This is a genomic window from Microcoleus sp. BROC3 (assembly GCF_036702515.1).
Classification (GTDB): Bacteria; Cyanobacteriota; Cyanobacteriia; order Cyanobacteriales; family Microcoleaceae; genus Microcoleus.
On sequence record NZ_JAUBTQ010000060.1, the window covers coordinates 1 to 19,163 of the forward strand.

Annotated in this window: 14 protein-coding genes; 6 read left to right on the forward strand and 8 right to left on the reverse strand. The window is 46.5% G+C overall.

What is annotated here, in order from left to right:
• Nucleotides 1-483: 483 nt before the first annotated feature.
• The 3 genes from QUB30_RS27690 to QUB30_RS27700 all read right to left on the reverse strand — a co-directional run bounded on the left by QUB30_RS27690 (nt 484) and on the right by QUB30_RS27700 (nt 6,925).
• Nucleotides 484-2,724 (reverse strand): ATP-binding protein, encoded by a 2,241-nt coding sequence (locus QUB30_RS27690; RefSeq protein WP_333340337.1) that lies wholly within the window; start codon nt 2,722-2,724, stop codon nt 484-486.
• 108 nt (nt 2,725-2,832) lie between these two features.
• Entirely contained in the window at nt 2,833-4,164 is a 1,332-nt protein-coding gene (locus QUB30_RS27695; protein WP_333340339.1) for a response regulator, read from the reverse strand.
• Complete coding sequence (locus QUB30_RS27700; RefSeq protein WP_445300557.1) at nt 4,157-6,925, reverse strand: ATP-binding protein; 2,769 nt, start codon at nt 6,923-6,925, stop codon at nt 4,157-4,159. The genes QUB30_RS27695 and QUB30_RS27700 overlap by 8 nt, the downstream gene beginning before the upstream one ends.
• Nucleotides 6,926-7,040: 115 nt before the next feature.
• Here QUB30_RS27700 and QUB30_RS27705 point away from each other — a divergent pair, with 115 nt between their 5' ends.
• A complete protein-coding gene (locus QUB30_RS27705; RefSeq protein ID WP_333340344.1) occupies nt 7,041-7,232 on the forward strand; it encodes a hypothetical protein in 192 nt (63 codons plus the stop codon).
• Between the two features lie 313 nt (nt 7,233-7,545).
• Here the strand turns inward: QUB30_RS27705 and QUB30_RS27710 are convergent, their stop codons facing one another.
• Nucleotides 7,546-8,169, reverse strand: a complete 624-nt coding sequence (locus QUB30_RS27710; protein WP_333340346.1) for a Uma2 family endonuclease — start codon at nt 8,167-8,169, stop codon at nt 7,546-7,548.
• A 145-nt stretch (nt 8,170-8,314) separates the two neighbouring features.
• Here QUB30_RS27710 and QUB30_RS27715 point away from each other — a divergent pair, with 145 nt between their 5' ends.
• The 3 genes from QUB30_RS27715 (at nt 8,315) to QUB30_RS27725 (ending at nt 10,828) form a co-directional block, all read left to right on the forward strand.
• The gene (locus QUB30_RS27715; RefSeq protein ID WP_333340412.1) at nt 8,315-8,884 is read left to right on the forward strand and encodes an HD domain-containing protein; all 570 of its coding nucleotides are present in this window, start codon (nt 8,315-8,317) and stop codon (nt 8,882-8,884) included.
• A gap of 50 nt (nt 8,885-8,934) precedes the next feature.
• Nucleotides 8,935-10,068 (forward strand): ABC transporter ATP-binding protein, encoded by a 1,134-nt coding sequence (locus QUB30_RS27720; protein WP_333340348.1) that lies wholly within the window; start codon nt 8,935-8,937, stop codon nt 10,066-10,068.
• A 355-nt stretch (nt 10,069-10,423) separates the two neighbouring features.
• A complete protein-coding gene (locus QUB30_RS27725) occupies nt 10,424-10,828 on the forward strand; it encodes a hypothetical protein (protein ID WP_333340350.1) in 405 nt (134 codons plus the stop codon).
• Nucleotides 10,829-10,902: 74 nt separating this feature from the next.
• On the opposite strand, the gene QUB30_RS27730 is transcribed toward QUB30_RS27725, so the two are convergent.
• From QUB30_RS27730 to rbfA, 3 genes are all read right to left on the reverse strand, one after another.
• Complete coding sequence (locus QUB30_RS27730; RefSeq protein ID WP_242719673.1) at nt 10,903-11,133, reverse strand: DUF4327 family protein; 231 nt, start codon at nt 11,131-11,133, stop codon at nt 10,903-10,905.
• A 359-nt stretch (nt 11,134-11,492) separates the two neighbouring features.
• The gene (locus QUB30_RS27735; RefSeq protein ID WP_333340354.1) at nt 11,493-13,130 is read right to left on the reverse strand and encodes a glycoside hydrolase family 3 N-terminal domain-containing protein; all 1,638 of its coding nucleotides are present in this window, start codon (nt 13,128-13,130) and stop codon (nt 11,493-11,495) included.
• 160 nt (nt 13,131-13,290) lie between these two features.
• Entirely contained in the window at nt 13,291-13,701 is a 411-nt protein-coding gene (gene rbfA / locus QUB30_RS27740) for a 30S ribosome-binding factor RbfA (protein WP_333340358.1), read from the reverse strand.
• Between the two features lie 526 nt (nt 13,702-14,227).
• Between rbfA and sipA the strand changes: the two genes are divergently transcribed.
• Nucleotides 14,228-14,455: a regulatory protein SipA gene (sipA, locus tag QUB30_RS27745; RefSeq protein ID WP_333340361.1), complete on the forward strand. Its 228-nt coding sequence runs from the start codon at nt 14,228-14,230 to the stop codon at nt 14,453-14,455.
• Nucleotides 14,456-14,806: 351 nt separating this feature from the next.
• Here the strand turns inward: sipA and QUB30_RS27750 are convergent, their stop codons facing one another.
• Nucleotides 14,807-18,172, reverse strand: a complete 3,366-nt coding sequence (locus QUB30_RS27750; RefSeq protein ID WP_333340364.1) for an EAL domain-containing protein — start codon at nt 18,170-18,172, stop codon at nt 14,807-14,809.
• Nucleotides 18,173-18,706: 534 nt separating this feature from the next.
• Between QUB30_RS27750 and QUB30_RS27755 the strand changes: the two genes are divergently transcribed.
• A complete protein-coding gene (locus QUB30_RS27755) occupies nt 18,707-19,147 on the forward strand; it encodes a pentapeptide repeat-containing protein (RefSeq protein ID WP_333340367.1) in 441 nt (146 codons plus the stop codon).
• Nucleotides 19,148-19,163 lie beyond the last annotated feature (16 nt).

The window sequence follows — 19,163 nt, forward strand, 5'->3', positions numbered from 1 at the left end:
GAATTCCCGATTTCCCTGGACTACAAACCTTGATTCGAGTTCAGTCCGAACGCGGCAGTGCATCGGGCGACCATCATTGAAGTCACAACCGTTACTCGCCCGGTACGTTGCCTCATTTAGCGATACGGTTCAAGCTTTTGCAGCACGAATTCGAGGGTACTGGGGCGTTGAGAACAAAGTCCATTATGTTCGAGACGTAACGAGCGGGCGAGGATGCTTCTGGTATTCGCACCCCACAAAAGAGTGCAAATTGGGGCAATCGCCCGCAATTAGGCCCTCAATTTGTACCGAGATAACGGTTTTAATAACATGGCTCAAGCGCAACGAAGTGCTGGCTTTAATCTTAACACACTCAAAATCTTGTTCAGAATGAAATAGCCCTGGTTGTCAACCAGTCCTTTGTAGCCTGTTTCATCGACTTCAGTGCCCTGTGAAGCGGCGATCGCACGGGTCAATGACAACTACTCACTCTCTACATTGCTGCTAACGTCTCAACTTCTGTTTAAGCGGAATTTGAATTACAAACTCCGTACCTTCTCCAGATTGTGACCTGCAACTTAAAGTGCCCTGATGCCGATCGCTGACGATCTGATAACTGATTGCCAGCCCCATGCCAGTGCCGCTTCCAACCGGCTTGGTTGTAAAGAAGGGGTTAAAGATTTGCTGTTTGATAGCTTCTGGAATGCCGCTGCCGTTGTCCCCAATTCGGATCTGGGCCCGACTCTCGTCGATGAGGGCGGTATGAATGGAGATTGCGGGAGTAATTTGTTTTCCCTCCTCGATCGCGATTTCAATGGCGTCAATAGCGTTAGATAAGATGTTCATAAAAACCTGATTGAGTGGTCCCGGATAGCACTCTACAAGGGGAAGAGAACCATAGTTTCGCAGGATTTCTATTCCTGGATGGTTCGGCTTCGGCTTCAGACGGTTGCCCAGTATAATTAGCGTGCTATCAATGCCATCATGGATATTAATTGATTTAACTTCTGCTTCATCCAGTCGAGAGAATGTTCGTAATGCTAAGACAATTTCTCGAATTCGTCGCGCCCCCTCTTTCATTGATTCGATCAGCTTAGACAGATCGTTAACCATAAAATCTAAATCCATCGCCTTTGACTGCTGCGCGATCGCTGGTGGAGGTTCGGGGTAATGAGTTTGGTAAGCTTGCACGAGTTTTAATAGTTCTTGAGTGTATTGATCGGCATGACTGAGATTGCCATAGATAAAATTCACTGGGTTATTAATTTCATGGGCAACTCCGGCAACTAGCTGCCCCAAACTCGACATTTTCTCGCTTTGAATCAGTTGAGTCTGAGTCCGTTGTAGTTCTCTCAGGGCCATTTCAACTTCATCCTTTGTCGCTTTTAGCTGGGCCGTGCGTTCTTCGACTCGATGCTCTAATTGTTCATTGGCTTGTTCCAGCGTCTTAAATGATTCCTGTAACTGTTGAGCCATGCGGTTAAACGACTGCGTGAGTTCTTGCAACTCATACACAGATGATTCTGTCACCGCTTGGCTCAGAGTTCCGGCAGCCATTGCCGAAGATGCTTGATTGAGCTGCAAAATCGGTTGAGTAATCCAGTGAGTGGTGAGTATGCCAATTCCCAGAGAGATACCTAGCGCCAGTAGACTTAACAAAATCGTACTTTGAGTATTGGCATTAATTTGTGCCATAAAGTCTGATTCTGGAACGGTGACAATCACCAGCCAGTCAATCCCCTTGCCATCCCGAAAAGGAGCAACTTGCACGAACTGGCGTTCACCTTTAATAGAAAACTCAAGCTGCTCAAATGTCTGGATCTGATGGAAATCTTGAAACTTCTCTAGCAAAAATTGGCTTGTTTTCTGAGTAGTGGAATTTTTGCTATCGATCGCATTGAGTCGTTCAACCCGCTGTTCTGGAAGTTGCACAACTTTGTCTGCATAATATCGGAACGGTTTTTCGCCTGTAGAGGTGGCAATCATTTCTCCTGAGCGTTCCAGAATAAAACTTTGTCCGGTTTTTCCTATTTTGAGGCTTCTGAGAAAATCCCCAATCATTGACAGGTTTAAGCTTGCCATCCACACCCCTTCCAGATCGCCTGCCCGGTTGTATAGGGGTTGACCGGGCGCAATATACATGGTTTTGCCAGTGATGTGCGGAAACACTTTTCCCCAGGTTGCTTGCCTTTGTTGGACTGGAATTGTGTAGTAGGGCCGTTTGCGCGGGTCAAAGTTCGGCTTGCCAGCGTTGATGACTTCGAGTCGATCGCCAATTGAGTTAGTACGGTAGGTTGTAAGCGCACGGTTATTTTCTACTTCAGAAGTACGGATCACGATCGCACCATCTTGCCGCTCAGCACCAAAAAATTCTTGATTGCTTGTAACCAATGCTGTCAGGCTGAGATTTCCAAAAGCAGGAAGTTGTCGCCACAGGAACTTCTCTATATCCCTGCCGTTATTAAGGTCGATTCGGTTTTGTCTTAGTGCAGCTTCATAACTTTCAAACGCTTGAAAAGGAGTGGCAACCAAGTGAGTGAGATTTTGTGCGATGCGATCGCTCGTTTCGTTGCGCAACTGAGCTGCTACATCGTTCACTGCTTTCTGTCCGTTCCTGAAGGAAAGATAACCGATAATACCCACTGCCCCCACTGTTTGAACGACGAACGGTACAACTAAGAGCGCTTGTAAAGGAACTTCTTTAAACAGCTTGGGGAAAAAAGGAGCCGATGATTCACTAGGCATACTGGGATTGTTTGGTTAATGGTATCAATAACAACGGTTGAGTTGAGCGGGGGCCGATCGCCTTTGCAGTATCACCAATCATCTTGATGCTGCCGCTGCAATGATTTGTTATACTGCGTCAACGCATATCTTTGCCTGAATGTCTTTTACAGCGATCGCCTTCAGCGGAATTGAAATCACAAACTCTGTACCTTCACCTAAATTTGAGTTGACTTCTAGAGTTCCAGAGTGTTTCTGGACTACGATTTGACGGGCGATCGTCAATCCTAGCCCTGTGCCTTGCCCCACGCCTTTGGTTGTAAACAAATGCTCAAAGATTTTTGGCTTCACCGCATCCGTCATGCCAATCCCATTATCCTGAATTCGGATCGCTGCCTGAGATTCCGACAATTGAGTTTTGACAGTAATCTGGTTGGGGTTGGCTTTGATCTGAGCAAAGCTGCGTCCTTTATTTGATTCCTCAAGGGCATCGATCGCATTTGCCAGCAGATTCATAAATACCTGATTCAACTGTCCGGCAAAGCATTCTACCGGTGGCAGAGCGCCATAATCTGTGATGACTTTAATTTCCGGGCGAGATTCGTTGGCTTTGAGGCGATGTTTGAGAATCAAGAGCGTGCTGTCAATCCCGTCGTGGATATTGTAATGAATGGGGCGATCGCAATCCGAACGCGAGAAGGTTCTTAAACTGGTGCTAATGGTGCGAATGCGATCGACTCCTTCTTGCATCGAATCGATCAACTTGGGTAAATCCTCTTGCAAGTATTCCAAATCTATTTCCTCCACGACTGCCTGTAGCGAGGCACTTGGATAAGGGAGTTCTTTTTGGTATAAATCTATCAGTTTAAAGAGGTCTTTAATATAGTCTTGAGCGGGTTTCAGATTTCCAGCAATAAAGCCAAGCGGATTATTAATCTCGTGCGCGACACCCGCCACTAAATTGCCCAAAGCAGACATTTTTTCGGTGTGGACTAACTGAAGCTGAGACTGTTGCAGTTGTGTGAGTGCTGCTTCTAAATCAGCCGTTTGCTCAGCTACACGCTGTTCGAGATTTTTAGTTAACTGCCGTAGCTGCAAATGAGTTTTCACCCGTGCCAGCACCTCTTGTTCTTGAAAGGGTTTGGTAATGTAATCCACAGCACCCAGGACAAATCCTTTCACCTTACTGTCGGCATCGGAGAGAGCGGTCATAAAAATGATGGGGATACTGGCTGTTTTCGGATCTGCCTTCAGACGTTTGCAGGTTTCAAAGCCGTCAATTCCTGGCATTTGAACGTCGAGCAAGATCAGATCGGGAGGATAAGCTTGGACTCTCTTAAGAGCGCGATCGCCATCGATCGCCGTTGCGACTTCGTACCCCGCATCACTTAAGGTTTCACAAACCACTTCTAAGTTTGCAGGGGTATCATCCACCACCAGAATTAATTCAGGACTAGACATCGGCTTTCTCCCTTGTGAGGTGTTGTTTCAGCAAGTCTTCAATCTCTTCGGCTTTAAATTGCTTCGCAAGTTGAATAACTTGTGAGGCAAAACTAGCGTAGTGAGGGTTAGAGCGAGCAATCTGCTCTGTGTGTTCTCGGAGCCGTTTTAAATTGCCTTTTTGGGCCATTTCTAGTAACGTCTTTAACTCCACAGTGCCAGGAAAAATAGTGAACTCTGAATTTTGTAATCCAGCCGTCGGAGTGGATGGCTGAGAATCACTTGATGTCGTTTCATATTTCCACTCCAATTTTAAATGAGTGGCTAAGAGGTTAAATAATTCACTAACTTCCACTGGCTTTGCTAAGAAATCATTTGCCCCTGCCTCTAAACTCATCTGTCGATCGGCTTGTGCCACTGATGCAGAAGAGACAACGATCTTCTGGTGTTGCAAATCATTTGCACTGCGAATTTGTTTGAGCAGTTCAAAGCCGTCCATCACTGGCATCACCAAGTCTGTAATCGCTAAGTCAGGTTGAGACTGTCGGATTTTTTCCAATCCTGCTTGTCCATTTTCTGCCTCACTAAGTTGGAACCCGAGCGGCTCTAGCAAGTTGACGAGAACGGCTCGGTTTTCCCAACGATCGTCTACCACAAGTATGCTGCGCCGTTGTCCTTCGTAACCAATAATTTGTTTTCCTGTTGCGATCGAGTTTTGCTGTGCCCAATCGGTGGCGATCGCCAGTTCCACCTCAAAAAAGAATTCACTGCCGATTCCGGGTTCGCTCTTAACTTGGATTTGTCCGTTCATGAGTTCGACAATCCTTTGGCTGATCGCCAGTCCTAAACCCGTGCCCTCGGCTTGGCGCTGGCGATCGCCGACTTGTTCAAAAGCCTGAAAAATTCGATCCAATTGATCGGGCGCAATTCCTACGCCCGTATCTTCAACTTGAAATTTGAAAGAGCGAGTGGACGGATTGGCATGATTCTCAACTACGGCAACCTCGATCGTAACAGCACCTTTGTCGGTGAATTTAATCGCATTTCCCACCAAGTTGAGTAATACCTGACGCAGCCGTTTTTCATCGGCAAAAACCCCTTCCGGTAACTGCGGATCGGGATCGTAAACGAAGTCAATACCTTTTTGGTCGGCACGAATGCGGCAGATTTCAGCCACACCTTGGAGGAATGAGGGAAAGTGAATCGCTTTAGGTGTGAGTTCTAGTTTGCCGGCTTCAATTTTGGACAAGTCCAACACATCGTTAATCAGCGTCAGCAAATGAGAACCGCATTGGTAAATGACCTCTACCCCATGACGTTCTTTTGCTGGCAATGCGCTGCTGCGATTGAGGATTTGAGCATAGCCCAAAATGCCGTTGAGGGGAGTGCGGAGTTCGTGGCTCATGTTGGCGAGAAATTCGCTTTTTGCTTGGTTCGCGCTATCGGCTACCAGTTTTGCTTCTTTCAGTTCTGCGGTGCGTTCCTCAACCCGGCTTTCCAGTTTGATAAAGGAGGTTTTGAGTTGACCTGCCATCTGGTTAAAGGAATCTGCCAGCGATTCTAATTCACTAATGCCTTGCACCTGAAGTGTTTGATCCAACTGTCCGAAGCTAATAGCCTGACTGGCTTTTTGTAGCTGCAAAATCGGTTTGGTAATCCAACGCGAAGTTAACAAACCCAGTATAGTCGTCACCGCCAAAGCCCCTAGACACAGCAAAATGGTGGTGCGAGTATTGGCATTGATTTGTGCCATAAAATCTGATTCAGGCACCACAACGACGCTCAACCAGTCGATATTTCGTTCGTCTTTAATGGGTGAAACTTGAACAAACTGCCGCTGATTTGCCAGCATAAAATCAAGCTGTTGACTTTGTTGAATGGCGGTAAAGTTGCCAAACCGATCGAGGATTGCTTGCGCTGTGGCACGAATTACAGAATTTTCAGACTTCTCGGCGGGAATTTGTTGCAAATCATCATTTTTCAGGTCAATGATGTAAGGCTCTTTGATAGTTGAACTTGCAATCAGATTACCCGACCGATCGATAATAAAAGTTTGACCCGTCTGCCCTACCTTTAGCTCACTCAAAAAGCGATGAATCTTGCTAGTCCGAAAGACACTATTTTGAACCCCCAACAACGTTCGATCCTCGCTATAGATTGGCTGGCATAGGGAAATTGCAGACTCTTTAGTTGCCTTGCCTAGGAATGGCTTTGTCCAGGCTGGTTTTCCAGTTTCCTGTGCAAGCGTATACCAACGTCGTTTCAGTGGGTTAAAATCAGATTGAGTTTCGATCAGGGCAATCTGTTGACCTCGATCGTCTAGGCTATAAATTGAGCGCTGCGGGAGATTCGCTTTGCTACCAATTCGAGAAACAATACTTCCATCTATTAGCTCTTCTATCGAGACGCTCGTGCCGTCAGGTTTGGCAATCGTCATTTGTTCGATGAGGTCTTGCCTGACTAACAGCCAGAGCATCTGCTCCAGTTTCGCTACATCGGTTAAATCTAACTGTTTCTTCTGAGCCGCAGCCACAATTACTTGTCCGGCAATATAAGGTTTTTCCAAATAGTTCAGAACTTGCAGGTTGAGGCGATCGCTCATCTCTTGTCGTAACTGACTGGCAACATCATTGACTGCCTTCTGTCCATTCCGCAGGGAAAAATATCCCGTTAGTCCAACTGCTAGGAAGATTTGTAGTACAAACGGGACAATCAAGAGCGATCGCAGGGAAAGTTTGCGCTTAAGTTTAAATAGATTCAGGGATGAGTTTGGCACAGACATGGTAGTGGCTTCTCTAGAAAATAGACTTGAGGAATTGCTAGCTTGATGTTCAATCCACCTTGGTAGAGCTTTCAAGGCGCTTAAATTCCTGGCTAGACACCGACACTAACAATTAATGTCGTACCTCCAACGAGCAGTCGCATTAGTAAGTTGCGAGTGGTTTTCTTTTGTCACGGAAGTACAACAATCGGTGAGTTGGTTGATGTGCCGTTGGTTGGTGGAGTGGCTGGGAGGCTGCGATCGGCTCGGATCTGTTAGCCGACTTTTTTTTGTAGTAAATCGGGCGATCGTTCTGGCTCAAGTTTAAAGGCGATCGCACTCCACCCACAATCTCTCAACCCAATTCCAATCGAAGACTACCGCTTACACAAAATCGCAGAGAAAGCCTATGGCTTCTAGTCGTGGGATTAATCTACTTGCCGTTTAGGGTCAGTCCTTTCAGTCTCAACCTCAGTCCCCTAATCAGATGTTAACTGTATCAATACTTCAAAGTTACCTGTAGGTCGATCTTAAACTCGATTTGATCGTTCCCACATTCTCATTAAACCCAGTCTTAAGCTAAAGTTTCTCACTTGGAGTTTCTCTTTTTGTGCTTTTAATAAATTATTTTAAGAAATTCCTCAAGCCAACAATTCACTCACAGCTACGCTAAAACCTGCAAGCACACTTTGAGTGTTAACAACTTCATCGGCATTAAACAACCGCCAGCGTTGCCCTGCATTCACAAATATTAATCTAGCTTCAGGAAATAGCAACCAAACCTCTAAACATCCCGATTCCAAATATTCCTGACCTTTCGCAAATAAATCTTCGCCGCTATCTTCGGGGGAAGCAACTTCCGCTATCAAAGGAAAACTTTGGGAAAATGCTGTAAAATTGCCTGATTGTGGCAACAATTCAGGAGTAATGTAAGCAACATCGGGACGGCGACCCTGCTTGCTAGTGCGGCAAAGGACTTCTGTAAGAACTTCTCCTCCCTGTCCGCTGGAATTTTTGTAATTTCTCCAGGATGTAGATAATTTAGATTGAGCGAGACCGTGCTTGAATGTCATTCCTGTTTTCTCCACTAAGTTGCCGTCAACCCATTCCATTCTATCAGGAGGTTTGACTAAAAACTCTTCTAGAGATATGACTTTTTCTGGCTGAGATTGTGGGTAAATTTCGGGTATATTTTCTAATTTGGGATGTGATTCTGGCTCTGAGTTTTGGTCGGCATCTTTGGGTATAATTATAGTAGCTGTCATGCTAGCAACCTCTCTTTAAGGATTATAATTGTACAAGCGATCGCTCTCGCTCGCATCTTTACGATCTTATGGAACTTGGTAGATTTTGTCTTTTCAACTTAGCCCGACAATTTATATATCATAGCAATTCAGAAAGGTGACTTTCATGATTCTCTCAAACCGTTTTTCTGAAGCCCTTACCTATGCCGCCGAATTGCACGCTACCCAACTTCGCAAAGGTTCGGGCGTTCCCTACATTGCCCATTTGTTGGGCACTGCTAGTATAGCTTTAGAATATGGGGCAAATGAAGATGAGGCGATCGCAGCTTTGCTTCACGATGCGATCGAAGATCGAGGCGGCCCCACCACCCGCGAAGCCATCCGCCGTCGCTTTGGCGATACCGTCACAGCGATTGTAGACGGCTGTACCGACAGTGACGAGACGCCGAAACCCCCTTGGCGGCAGCGAAAGCAAGCCTATATCGATCGCATTTCTACAGCTTCTGGCTCGGTCAGATTAGTCTCGGCTGCTGATAAACTTTATAATGTTCGATCGATCCTGAAAGATTCCCGTCAATTGGGTGACGTTGTTTGGGAACGCTTCAAAGGTGGCAAAGAGGGTTCTCTCTGGTATTATCGTTCTTTAGTAGAAGCATTCCGCAAAGCTGAGTTAACGCCTATAGTGGAAGAATTAGACCGCACAGTTTTAGAATTGGAACAGTTTTCTGAAGGCTGAATGCTGAAGGTAAAAAGCACTAATTATCAATTACCAATTACAGTCACAAAATGGCAAATGTTCGCTTAGAAAATATTACCAGACGCTACCAAAACGTCACCGCGATCGAAAACATCAGCTTCAAAATCCCGGACGGGGAATTTTGGGTATTAGTCGGGCCATCCGGCTGCGGTAAATCCACAATTATGCGGACAATTGCAGGTTTAGAAACCGCAACTTCCGGCAATCTTTACATCGGAGATAATTTAGTTAACAACATTCCGGCGCGACAGCGGGATGTAGCAATGGTATTTCAAAATTACGCGCTTTACCCGCACATGACTGTCGGCGAAAATCTGGCTTTTGGATTGCGGATGCGGAATGTTGACCAGACTAAAATTCAAGAACGAGTCGAAACAGTAGCCCGATCGCTCTCGATCGACCACCTCCTCAAGCGTAAGCCCAAACAGCTATCAGGCGGACAGCAGCAGCGCGTAGCACTGGGAAGGGCGATCGCCCGCGAACCGAAAGTATTTCTTTTAGATGAACCGCTTTCTAACCTCGATGCTCAACTGCGAGATGACACTAGAGCAGAGATCAAAGAACTGCATCAACGGCTAGCAATTACCACCGTTTACGTCACCCACGACCAAGTGGAAGCGATGACTTTAGCTGATAAGATTGTAGTCTTAAATGGGGGAAAAATTCAACAAATTGGAGACCCGCAAAGCATTTATGCAAAACCAGCTAACCGCATGGTTGCCACATTTTTAGGCAATCCCGCCATGAACATTTTGCCTGTAATTTATACTAACGAATCCTTTCAAGTAGGAAATCAAGCTTTAGCCTGTCCAGTCTCGATTCAGAAAAAATTGCAGCCGAGAGAAGGACAAGGATTTGATTTGGGCATCCGTCCAGAAAATATAGAAATCTTTACGCCACAAACAGTAGAAGATGATGATTTAAAAACCGATGTTTGGGCTTTAGAAAAAGTTCCTCTTGATGTAGAGGTAAAAGTAGTGGAACCTCTGGGCCGAGAAACTTTAATTCGGGCGAGTTTGCCTTTGTTGAGTGCTGAAACTACTGTACAGTTACAAATACCTGCGAGTGTTCGCTTGCGATCGGGCGATCGGCTGAAGGTACAGCTTGACTTCGATCGACTATTTATATTTGACCCCTCCACGGGTGAGGCGCTGTATCCTTAACTGGATTGAACAGGACTTACGCACGGGCGGGCAACCGGGTTTTTTGAGTCCCAGTGCCTAAGTCCTGTTCAATCTAAAATCTAAAATCTAAAATCTAAAATAGACTGACCCTTCCAGTGAGGAGGTCTCGATTCCTCGTTATAAAACTTTACACTTGACATTTATTAATTTACGAAGTAATGATACAATTAGTATTTGCAGAACCAAAAACATCCCCCCAAAAGCAGATATTTTCTGACTCTGGGCGCTGGCGACCGACAACTTCGCATCTTCCCTCCTAGAGAAGCGGCAAGCCCGCCGCCTTTGAGCAACTCGCGACCAAAAACTCGGAAAAACGTTCTAGCGGCATTTTTAGATGAATTCAGACAACCTGCCTCAAATGCTGCAAACAGGATTTCACCTGACTTTAGGTGCAACTTCCTTTTTAATTGAGATATTGCAAGATCCCTTAAAGCGAGAAGAAAATCTTGACAAACTCAAGTCAGATTTGGGCCAGCTCGCGGACGAGCTGCTGGAAAAAGGAGAAATGACCGATCGAGAAGCCCGAAATTTTGTAGAGACTATTTTCTCTCAACCGGGCGATCGGGAGAATGCAGAGAGCGAATCTGTCTCGCCCAAACAATCGGATGCAGCGACTGATGCTCCTCCCGAGTCGGTTGTACAACCTGACGTAAAGCTAGAGATTCAAGAATTAACTGCACACATGGCAGCGCTGAGGGCAGAGTTGGAAAATTTGCGTGTCAAAAAATCCCAGCATTAAAGAATCAACAATCTTTAATACAGCCGGATTTTACTTGCAAAGTGATTTGCAAACTTATTTAAAAGAACCAAACTTTAGTCATTGTCCCAGTTTTCAGAACCAATCAGGTCGGCGATGCGATCGCGCAGCAAGAAGTCGCATTTTTCTAACTCGCACTCCACGCAAGCCCATTCCCGGGGAGGGATGAATTGGCACAGCGTGTAGATAGGCTGTTGCCGGCTCAGCACGCCCTCGTGCACGAGGTGGCGGGCTTCATCCTGGATCACATCTAAAGAGTATTGGATTTTGATAGTGGACTGAATCATAATGCGCCCTCAAGGTTTTAGTAAAAAAAAAATTATGGCCCTGCTAATAATATAATCCAAAATTCCGGATATGTAAGTTAAATTTTGTCAGTATACGGGTATACAATTTATAGCGGTCAATTTAAAAAAGTTATAGGAATGATTAGTAAGTGATTGGATTTGTCTTGAGATTTTGGCCGCCACTTTTCAGGGCTAGCAGGCCCATCTGCTGCAAAGCTCAATTCAGAATTTAGGAACCCGCGCCCGATTCCCGGTTTCTGGATGCTTCGCCGCCAAAGGCAAAATTATTTCTTGCGAGAAACCGGGTTGATGAATTTAAGTCCTGACGCAGCAAAAGAAAGATTGAGGAGTCCGGCAATTCAAGCATTGCCCGTGGCGTCAATTCCAAACAGCACTTCTAGAGCCAGAGATTGGGCTACCGGCATCTGCCCGAAACAAAATACATAAGGAATACTCGGAGGCAAGTGCGGCAAAAATTGCTCTAAAACGTAGGGACTTCCGTAAATTAGCACAGCTTGCAGTTCTCCCGTTTTTAATAATTTCTTAAACAAATCTTGAGCTGCTTTGGTCAAACCAGCACTGCCTCGGAAGCAATTGCCGCGAATGAAAATTTGCAGCAGTGTCGGAGAAAAATTCTCTGCACCTGTATTATCCGCGAGCGCACCTGTGCGATCGTCAATCAGTTGCAATTTGTAACCAAACTGTTCGGGCACGGCGATCGCCGGAGTGTGGTTTCCCAAAAACTCGCACCCCAAAACATCATCTACAACAATCAAATTCCGCAAAAGCTGGTTTTCTGGGGGCTTTGAAACCTGCAAAGGTAGATTGCCGCCAAATTTCAAAGAATCTCGCAAAATATCGGCAGCAGTTGCCCTTGCCTGTGGGTTTGCCAGCAAACTTAAGTCGATCGACTCGATGGATTGTAAATTCTTGCTTTCCCCCTTCTGGGTTTGGGGGGGGTCAGAAATCGACAAACCCACCTTTATTTTCGCTTCCCAAATTCGCTTGACAGATTCCTTTATTTGTGATATGGCAAGCCGCCCTTGAGTGACAGCTTCGCAGACAGCCAGAATCGCCCCTTCCGGGTCAAGCGGCATCAGCAAAACATCAGCACCAGCCTCAGCCGCCAAAACAGCAGCTTCATTAGTGCCGTACTTATTGGCGATCGCACCCATCACCAAAGCATCCGTCACGATCAAACCTTCAAATCCCAACTCTTCTCGCAGCTTCCCCATCAAAATTTTGCGAGAAAGAGTAGCTGGAAACTCGGCATCCCAAGCCGGAATCAGCAAGTGAGCACTCATCACAGCATCGACCCCAGCAGCCATCGCCTCGACAAAAGGAGGTAACTCAACCTCAGCCAATCTCGCTGGCGAATGTGGCAAAACCGGCAATTCCAAGTGAGAATCAACCGCCGTGTCGCCGTGGCCGGGAAAATGCTTAGCTGTAGTCAAAACCGGGTACTCGCCTGCCCCGCGAATAAAAGCAGCGGCTAATTTGCCGACAATTTCCGGTGTCTCGCCAAAAGCGCGGACGTTAATTACCGGATTGTCGGGATTGTTGTTAACATCAACCACCGGTGCGAGAACCCAATTCAGACCGATCGCCCTAGCTTCGATCGCAGTGACAGCGCCCATTTGTTCGGCATATCGATCGGCTTTACCTGAATCGTGCCGCGCCACTTCGGCAATTGCCATCGGCGGCCCGAACCAAGTCGCCCCGCCGAACCGCTGGCCGACACCTTCTTCAATATCAGCCGCCAGCAGTAGCGGAAACTTGGCCCAAGACTGCAATTGGTGCGATCGAACTGCCAACTCCGCAGCACTTCCCCCGACCAAAATCACCCCGCCGACGCCCAACTTTTCCAGATAATAGCGGAGTTTGCTAGCAGTTGGTTCCCATTCGGGATAGCAAATTTGGTGGTCGAACAAGCAGCCAGAAGCGCGCACCACGAACATCTGGGCCACCAGTTCTGGTAAGGAAAGATTGTCAATCATTCGATTTTAGATTTTAGATTTTAGATTTTAGATTTTAGATTTGGGAATCGGGAATCGGCCAAACAGGGAATTGGGAATCGGCCAAACAGGGAATTGGGAATTTTCCCTATCTACTTCTCTTCCCCTCTTCCTTCTTCCCTCTTCCTTCTTCCTTCTCGCTTCAATCGGGACTTTCATCCTCAGCGAATTCTTCCTCGGGATCTAGAATGCCCGGTTTGCGATCGGCAGAAAGCTGATTCAGCAGTATCAACATTTTATCGCCCCGTTCCAAAGAACGGTCTTCGAGAAAAATCACTTCCGGCGTCCGGCGCAGTTGCAGCCGTTGGCCCAACTGGCTGCGGACGTAGCTAGTTGCAGATTTCAAACCCTCCATAGTCTCGGCCTTCGCCTCATCACTACCGTAGATGCTGACAAAAATTTTTGTATGCTGAAGGTCTCCCGAAACAATTACGTCGGTAACGCTAACCATACCGGCACCTACCCGGTCGTCCTTGATTCCATTCAGCAACATTAGGCTGACTTCCCGTTTAATCATTGAAGCTACACGCTCAATGCGACGACTTGTAGCCATAACACCTACTCCTCTACTTTCCTAATCAGCCATTTTCATCCCGATTGACAATTGTAGCGCGATCGGTCAGGGGTGTTACGGGCGATCGTCCGAGTTAGGGGTGAGATACAGCTTAGAGGAAAAAAAATGTTTGATTGCCTGTAGGTGAATATAATATAGAGAGGTAGAGTGAGAGACAGCTTAGAGGAAAAAAAATGTTTGATTGGATTGTCAAAACCGTAGCCGATGCTTCAGGGGTAACTAACCAGCTAAAGATAGCTGAATGGGCAAGATTGAACAGGACGAACCCTTTCGATATGGGAGCCAAAAACTACCAACGATGTATTCATGACTTAGGGTTAGGGGGAAAATGTTATGAACTTGAATACAACGAAGATGGCAGCCTAAAACATCAATAATTTTGCCAATAATTCCCTGAATGACACTTTATAGTTCTCCCTTTTATTATTATCCCTAATTAATCAATTAAACAGAAACATTCCTTGTTGAAATTCCTTTATCGCCGTTTTTTTTAGGAATAAAGCTCATGGAAAAAGAATTTACAATCGGTCAAAAAGTCCGAGTTGTGGCGATGCCGCCTTACGTCAAAACTGCCGAACCGATGCCGATGCTGAGGCCTGCGAATTTAATTGCGATCGGGGCTGAAGGTGTTGTGATCGATCGGCGTCCCGGCAATTATTGGGGCATTCGCTTTGAAAAAGGTGCTTTTTTGTTAGACAGTCAGTACATTGAAGCGGCGGAAACTAATGTATAAGGTAATCGATCGTGGAGAATGGGGAATGGAGAATTCATAGCGAAACTTAAAATCTCCCTTTTATTTCTTCCCCAGGACTTACGCATCGGGGCCCGTGCGAAACCGGTTTTTTTACCTTGGGTGCAGTCTACAACCCGTCTTTTCGTAAAAAAACCCGGTTTCTCAACAATCCTGCGTCCAGGACTGTTCCCTCAACATCCATCCGTTAAATCCCCTACATTTCTCGTTGCCGAACTTCCTTCTCGAACTGTCCGGGACGCACTAGAGAATAAAATCCGGTCGATCGTTGTCGCGATCGAGCCTATAGGCTCAAATTACGTGCAGAGACCGGGTTTTTGCGTCCAGGACAGTTCAAGAAGCCAGCTTTGCCTCAAAAGCCAAAGAATTAACAGCAAACTCCCCCAAAACTTGCTCTAAACTAGGAGATGTGAAGTTACAAGGTTGAGGCTTTCCCAAATAATAACCTTGAGCGTAATCTACCCCAAGTTCATTGAGTTTATCCATAATTGTTTGATTTTCGACATACTCGGCAATAGTTTTAATTCCCATGACGTGAGCAATTTTGGTAATAGCTTCCACCATTGCGATATCAATAGGATTGTCGGCAATATTTTTAATAAAATTGCCGTCAATTTTGAGATAATCAACCGGCAAACTTTTTAGGTAAGCAAAGGAAGACATCCCGCTGCCGAAGTCGTCCAAGGCAAACTGGCAGCCGAGTTCCTTGAGTTGCCAAATCAAGCTGGCTGCCTTGCTGAGATTAGCGATAGCCACGGTTTCTGTAATTTCAAAACAAATTATTTCCGGCGGTATTTGATGGATGGAAAACTGCTCCTGAATAAACTCGATAAACCTTTCTTCGTTGAGGCTGTCCCCAGAAAGGTTGATTGAATAAAGGCTGGGATATTTGCCAAAGGAGGATTGCGAATTAGACAAAAGAGAGCAAGCAGGTAAGGTAACTATTTTATCGCTGTCTGCTCCGGGGTTTTGGACTAATAAATTGGCCGTAAAAATTTTAGACAAGTTGCCAAATAAAGTGCGAATTACCCAGCAGTCGATCGCGTGCATCAAGTTGTAGCGTTCTGCCGCCGGAATAAAAGCCATGGGCGACACCAACTGACCGGTTTCAAGCTGGAGGCGGAGCAGGATTTCGCAGTGGGTTCGGGTGGTTGGAGAGTTGAGCAAATGTACGATCGGCTGAGAGTACAAGCGAAAGCGATTCTCTTCTAAAGCTTGATTAATTTGCACAACCCACTGGGTTTCGCCGTGCTGTTTGATTAATTCTCGATCGCCCGCTTGATAAACCTGCACCCGGTTGCGGCCTTTATTTTTAGCAGCGTAGCAGGCAATATCGGCCGCGCTCAAAATTGCAGATGTCGATGCTGTTTTGGGCTCAATTGCTACCAAACCAATACTGACTCCGATCGAAAAAGTTTTTTCCTGCCAGCCAAACCGGAATCCCTGAATGCTTCGCAGCAGCGATTCTGCAACATCCAATCCTCCTTCGACTGGACGGTTGTATAGGAGTACGGCAAATTCATCGCCGCCGAGACGGGCCAAAATATCGGTTTTGCTGATATGACTTTTAAATAGCTGGCTGACTTGGCGCAGCAGTTCGTCGCCTGCAGCGTGACCGGAAGTGTCGTTAACTATTTTGAAGCGATCGAGATCCAGGTAAAGCATCACGTGTTCTTGCCCGTAACCTTGAGCGCCGTGCAGGGCGTGTTCTAGCTGGTACTCAAATTCTCGGCGGTTGACTAATTGCGTCAAGGGATCGTGAGTTGCCTGCCAGGTGAGTTGTCGCGCTTGAGTTCGGACTTGGGTGACATCTCGGAACACAACGACGGCCCCGACTATTTCACCGTTGCTGGCGTGGATGGGGGCGACGCAGTGGTCGATCGCAAATTCGCGGTTGTTGCGGGCAATCAGCAAGCTGTTGTGGCCTTGGTCAACAATCCGACCTTCGCACAAAGCCATTTCGGCGATATTTGCGACCGGCAGCCCGGTAGTTTCGTCCACTATTCTCAGCACGCTGGCGAGGGGCAAACCTTTAGCTTCCGAGGTACACCAACCCGTGAGTTTTTCGGCAACTGGATTAAGGGTGGAAATGCAGCCCGCGGCGTCAGTAGCGATTACGCCATCGCCGATCGATTGTAGTGTTACCTGAGCGAGTTCTTTTTCTTCAAAAAATGCTTGTTCCATGCGCTTGCGCTCGCTAATATCCCGCTGCACCGACACCCAGTGGGTAACGTTCCCGAACTCGTCAGCAACGGGTACGCTGTTGAGTTCCACCCAATAAGTTGAACCGTCTTTGCGGTAGTTAATCAATTCCAGGCGTAGGGGTTCTCGGCGAGAGAAAGTACGGCGAATTTTAGCTACCTGGGTCGGGTCGCTTTCTGGGCCGCGCAAGCAACTGGGCGTTTGTCCGATGATTTCTTCGGGTAGGTAGCCCGTCATTTGAGTAAAAGCTTCGTTGGCATAGATGATGCTGGGATCGGAAATATCGCTGTGTCCGGCATCCATAATGACGATCGCGTCGTTGGCGTTAACTACCGCAGATTCTAGAAGTTGCAGCCTCGCCTCGGCCCGCACGCGGGTAGCGATTTCGCTTTCTAGTCGGGCGTTAGTCAAGCTGAGGGATGCGATGGCTTTTTGCAATTCGCTAGTCTGTTCTATGACTGAATCGTGCAGGACATCGATCGACCCTGACATTTCCATCGGGTCAAGTACCCGCAGTAAGTTGCTTTGAGTGACTATTCCCAGGAGTTCTCCCCGTTCCCCCGTTACTACCAACCTGCGGACTAAACGCTGGTGCATTTCAAGATGAGCTACCCACAGCGAGTCTTCTTGCTTGAGACTAAATAAGGGGGTACTCATCACAGTTTGGGCGATCGTTTGCGACAAATCTATATCTAAAGCTTGAAATTCCACAATATCCCGTTCTGTGACTATACCTACTGGAATGGGGAACGGCAAATTCATCGATAATTCTGTTGATTCTGTAATTACCACGCAGCTAACCCGGTGCTGCGCCATCAACTCGGCTAAACTCCTAACTGAGGCCGATCGAGGCGCTTGAATGACTTGTGCGGTCATTACTTCTTTCACGCTGCGCATTTTTAAGATATTTGCCGGTTGCAGCATAGCTTGGCGAATGCTTTCCGGCGTAATTACTCCTAAGAGTTGACCGTCACCGTCCAAGATTGGCAAATGGTTAATTCTTCGTTGGCGCAGCAGAATTAGGGCGCTGAAAATGTCTTGAGTCTCGGATTTGGTCAGAGTTGCTGCCGGCTGCCTCATCACTTCTGCGATGCTGACACCTTTTAAGTTTTTGCCCGAAGCAATCAAATCGACAAGATCCCTCTCGGTAAATATTCCTTGCAATTGAGAATTTTGAGCCGAGTGCGAGGAGAATTTTTCGAGGGATTTTTCCACGACAAAGACGCAGATACCTGTCGCGTCTCTGAACGCGCTTGAGGTGGGGGGATTTACGATTTCTGTTAGTTGCTGGTAGATATCGGTTGGTGGAATGTCTGCGTTTAGAGAGCAACTTCCGCGCCATTGCCCCATCAGAGTAATTACTTCTGCTAGTGGTGTATCTGGCGCAACTGTCAAGGGGGAGCGGTCAATTACTTGATCTAATGTTGGCAGATACTTGGAGGAATCGTTTTTGAGCATATTTAATTTAGTTTTGCGATCGCGTTGATTCTGCGACATTCCAAAAAAGCGCTGCTTTCCAAGCACTACGTGGATTTTGACAGCGCTGCTGCTGAGACCTAATTAAAATTTATTGTTAAAAATGCACCCTATCTTTGGCTGGGGATCTGGCCCGTGACGGATCTCCCTCTACCTATAAAGTTAGAAGGTTATGTTTATTTTAAGTTAAATTTTCTGTCGGCTGACACTTTTATTAAAGATAATGTATTTGTTTTGAAGTTTTTTCGATAAAATCAAATTATAGCATCATCCACTGGATCCCTAATCATATCCTTCCTTAGAAATACACATCTGTTGCCTGTCTTTGCTAGCCTAGAAAAGGTTACTACAAAAAAGCACTGCATTAAGTCCGGCAGTGTTAAGTTTTGCGAAATTAAGTTTTGGGAGCTTTTCGAGACCATCTGTAGGTGGTCGAGGGAAATCGATGTCACAGCCGGTCTGTGAATTCGATCGCAACTGGCGAAAACAACTGTGGTAAGATTGTAGATATAAAGACGAGAACTTAAACAGACAGTCTGGTGAGGAAAAGGGATTATGAAACGCCATCTATTAGCCGCTACATTTTTAATTACTCCCCTACTGTTGGCAGACCCGGCTCGCGCTGAAAATCCCGCTGATGTCCAACAGTTATTGTCAACCGGGCAATGTTTTCAGTGCGACTTAACAGGAGCAGATTTAACGGGAGCCCATTTAATTGGTGCTGATTTGAGAGAAGCAAATTTACGAGGTGCAAACCTATCTAGCGCCAACCTCGAAGGCGCTGACTTGACGGGTGCTAACTTGACGGGTGCTAACTTAACCGCAGTTTTCCTGACTAATGCCAGTTTAAATGACGCAGATCTCGATCGGGCAAATCTGACCGCAGCCATCATTAACACCGCTGACGTATCCGGCGCATCAATGCAAGATATGACAATCACTGATGCCAAAATCTACAATACCCAAATCGGTGTCGGCGGTAGCTACGACCAGTGAACTCAGTAAAAGAATG

Coding starts and splice junctions, on each gene's coding strand:
- QUB30_RS27725 (WP_333340350.1), top strand. CDS start 10,424: ATGAATTCAGACAACCTGCCTCAAATGCTGCAAACAGGATTTCACCTG.
- QUB30_RS27700 (WP_445300557.1), bottom strand. CDS start 6,925: ATGTCTGTGCCAAACTCATCCCTGAATCTATTTAAACTTAAGCGCAAA.
- QUB30_RS27755 (WP_333340367.1), top strand. CDS start 18,707: ATGAAACGCCATCTATTAGCCGCTACATTTTTAATTACTCCCCTACTG.
- QUB30_RS27710 (WP_333340346.1), bottom strand. CDS start 8,169: ATGACAGCTACTATAATTATACCCAAAGATGCCGACCAAAACTCAGAG.
- QUB30_RS27690 (WP_333340337.1), bottom strand. CDS start 2,724: ATGCCTAGTGAATCATCGGCTCCTTTTTTCCCCAAGCTGTTTAAAGAA.
- QUB30_RS27720 (WP_333340348.1), top strand. CDS start 8,935: ATGGCAAATGTTCGCTTAGAAAATATTACCAGACGCTACCAAAACGTC.
- rbfA (WP_333340358.1), bottom strand. CDS start 13,701: ATGGCTACAAGTCGTCGCATTGAGCGTGTAGCTTCAATGATTAAACGG.
- QUB30_RS27695 (WP_333340339.1), bottom strand. CDS start 4,164: ATGTCTAGTCCTGAATTAATTCTGGTGGTGGATGATACCCCTGCAAAC.
- QUB30_RS27715 (WP_333340412.1), top strand. CDS start 8,315: ATGATTCTCTCAAACCGTTTTTCTGAAGCCCTTACCTATGCCGCCGAA.
- QUB30_RS27735 (WP_333340354.1), bottom strand. CDS start 13,130: ATGATTGACAATCTTTCCTTACCAGAACTGGTGGCCCAGATGTTCGTG.
- QUB30_RS27730 (WP_242719673.1), bottom strand. CDS start 11,133: ATGATTCAGTCCACTATCAAAATCCAATACTCTTTAGATGTGATCCAG.
- QUB30_RS27705 (WP_333340344.1), top strand. CDS start 7,041: ATGTCGTACCTCCAACGAGCAGTCGCATTAGTAAGTTGCGAGTGGTTT.
- QUB30_RS27750 (WP_333340364.1), bottom strand. CDS start 18,172: ATGTCGCAGAATCAACGCGATCGCAAAACTAAATTAAATATGCTCAAA.
- sipA (WP_333340361.1), top strand. CDS start 14,228: ATGGAAAAAGAATTTACAATCGGTCAAAAAGTCCGAGTTGTGGCGATG.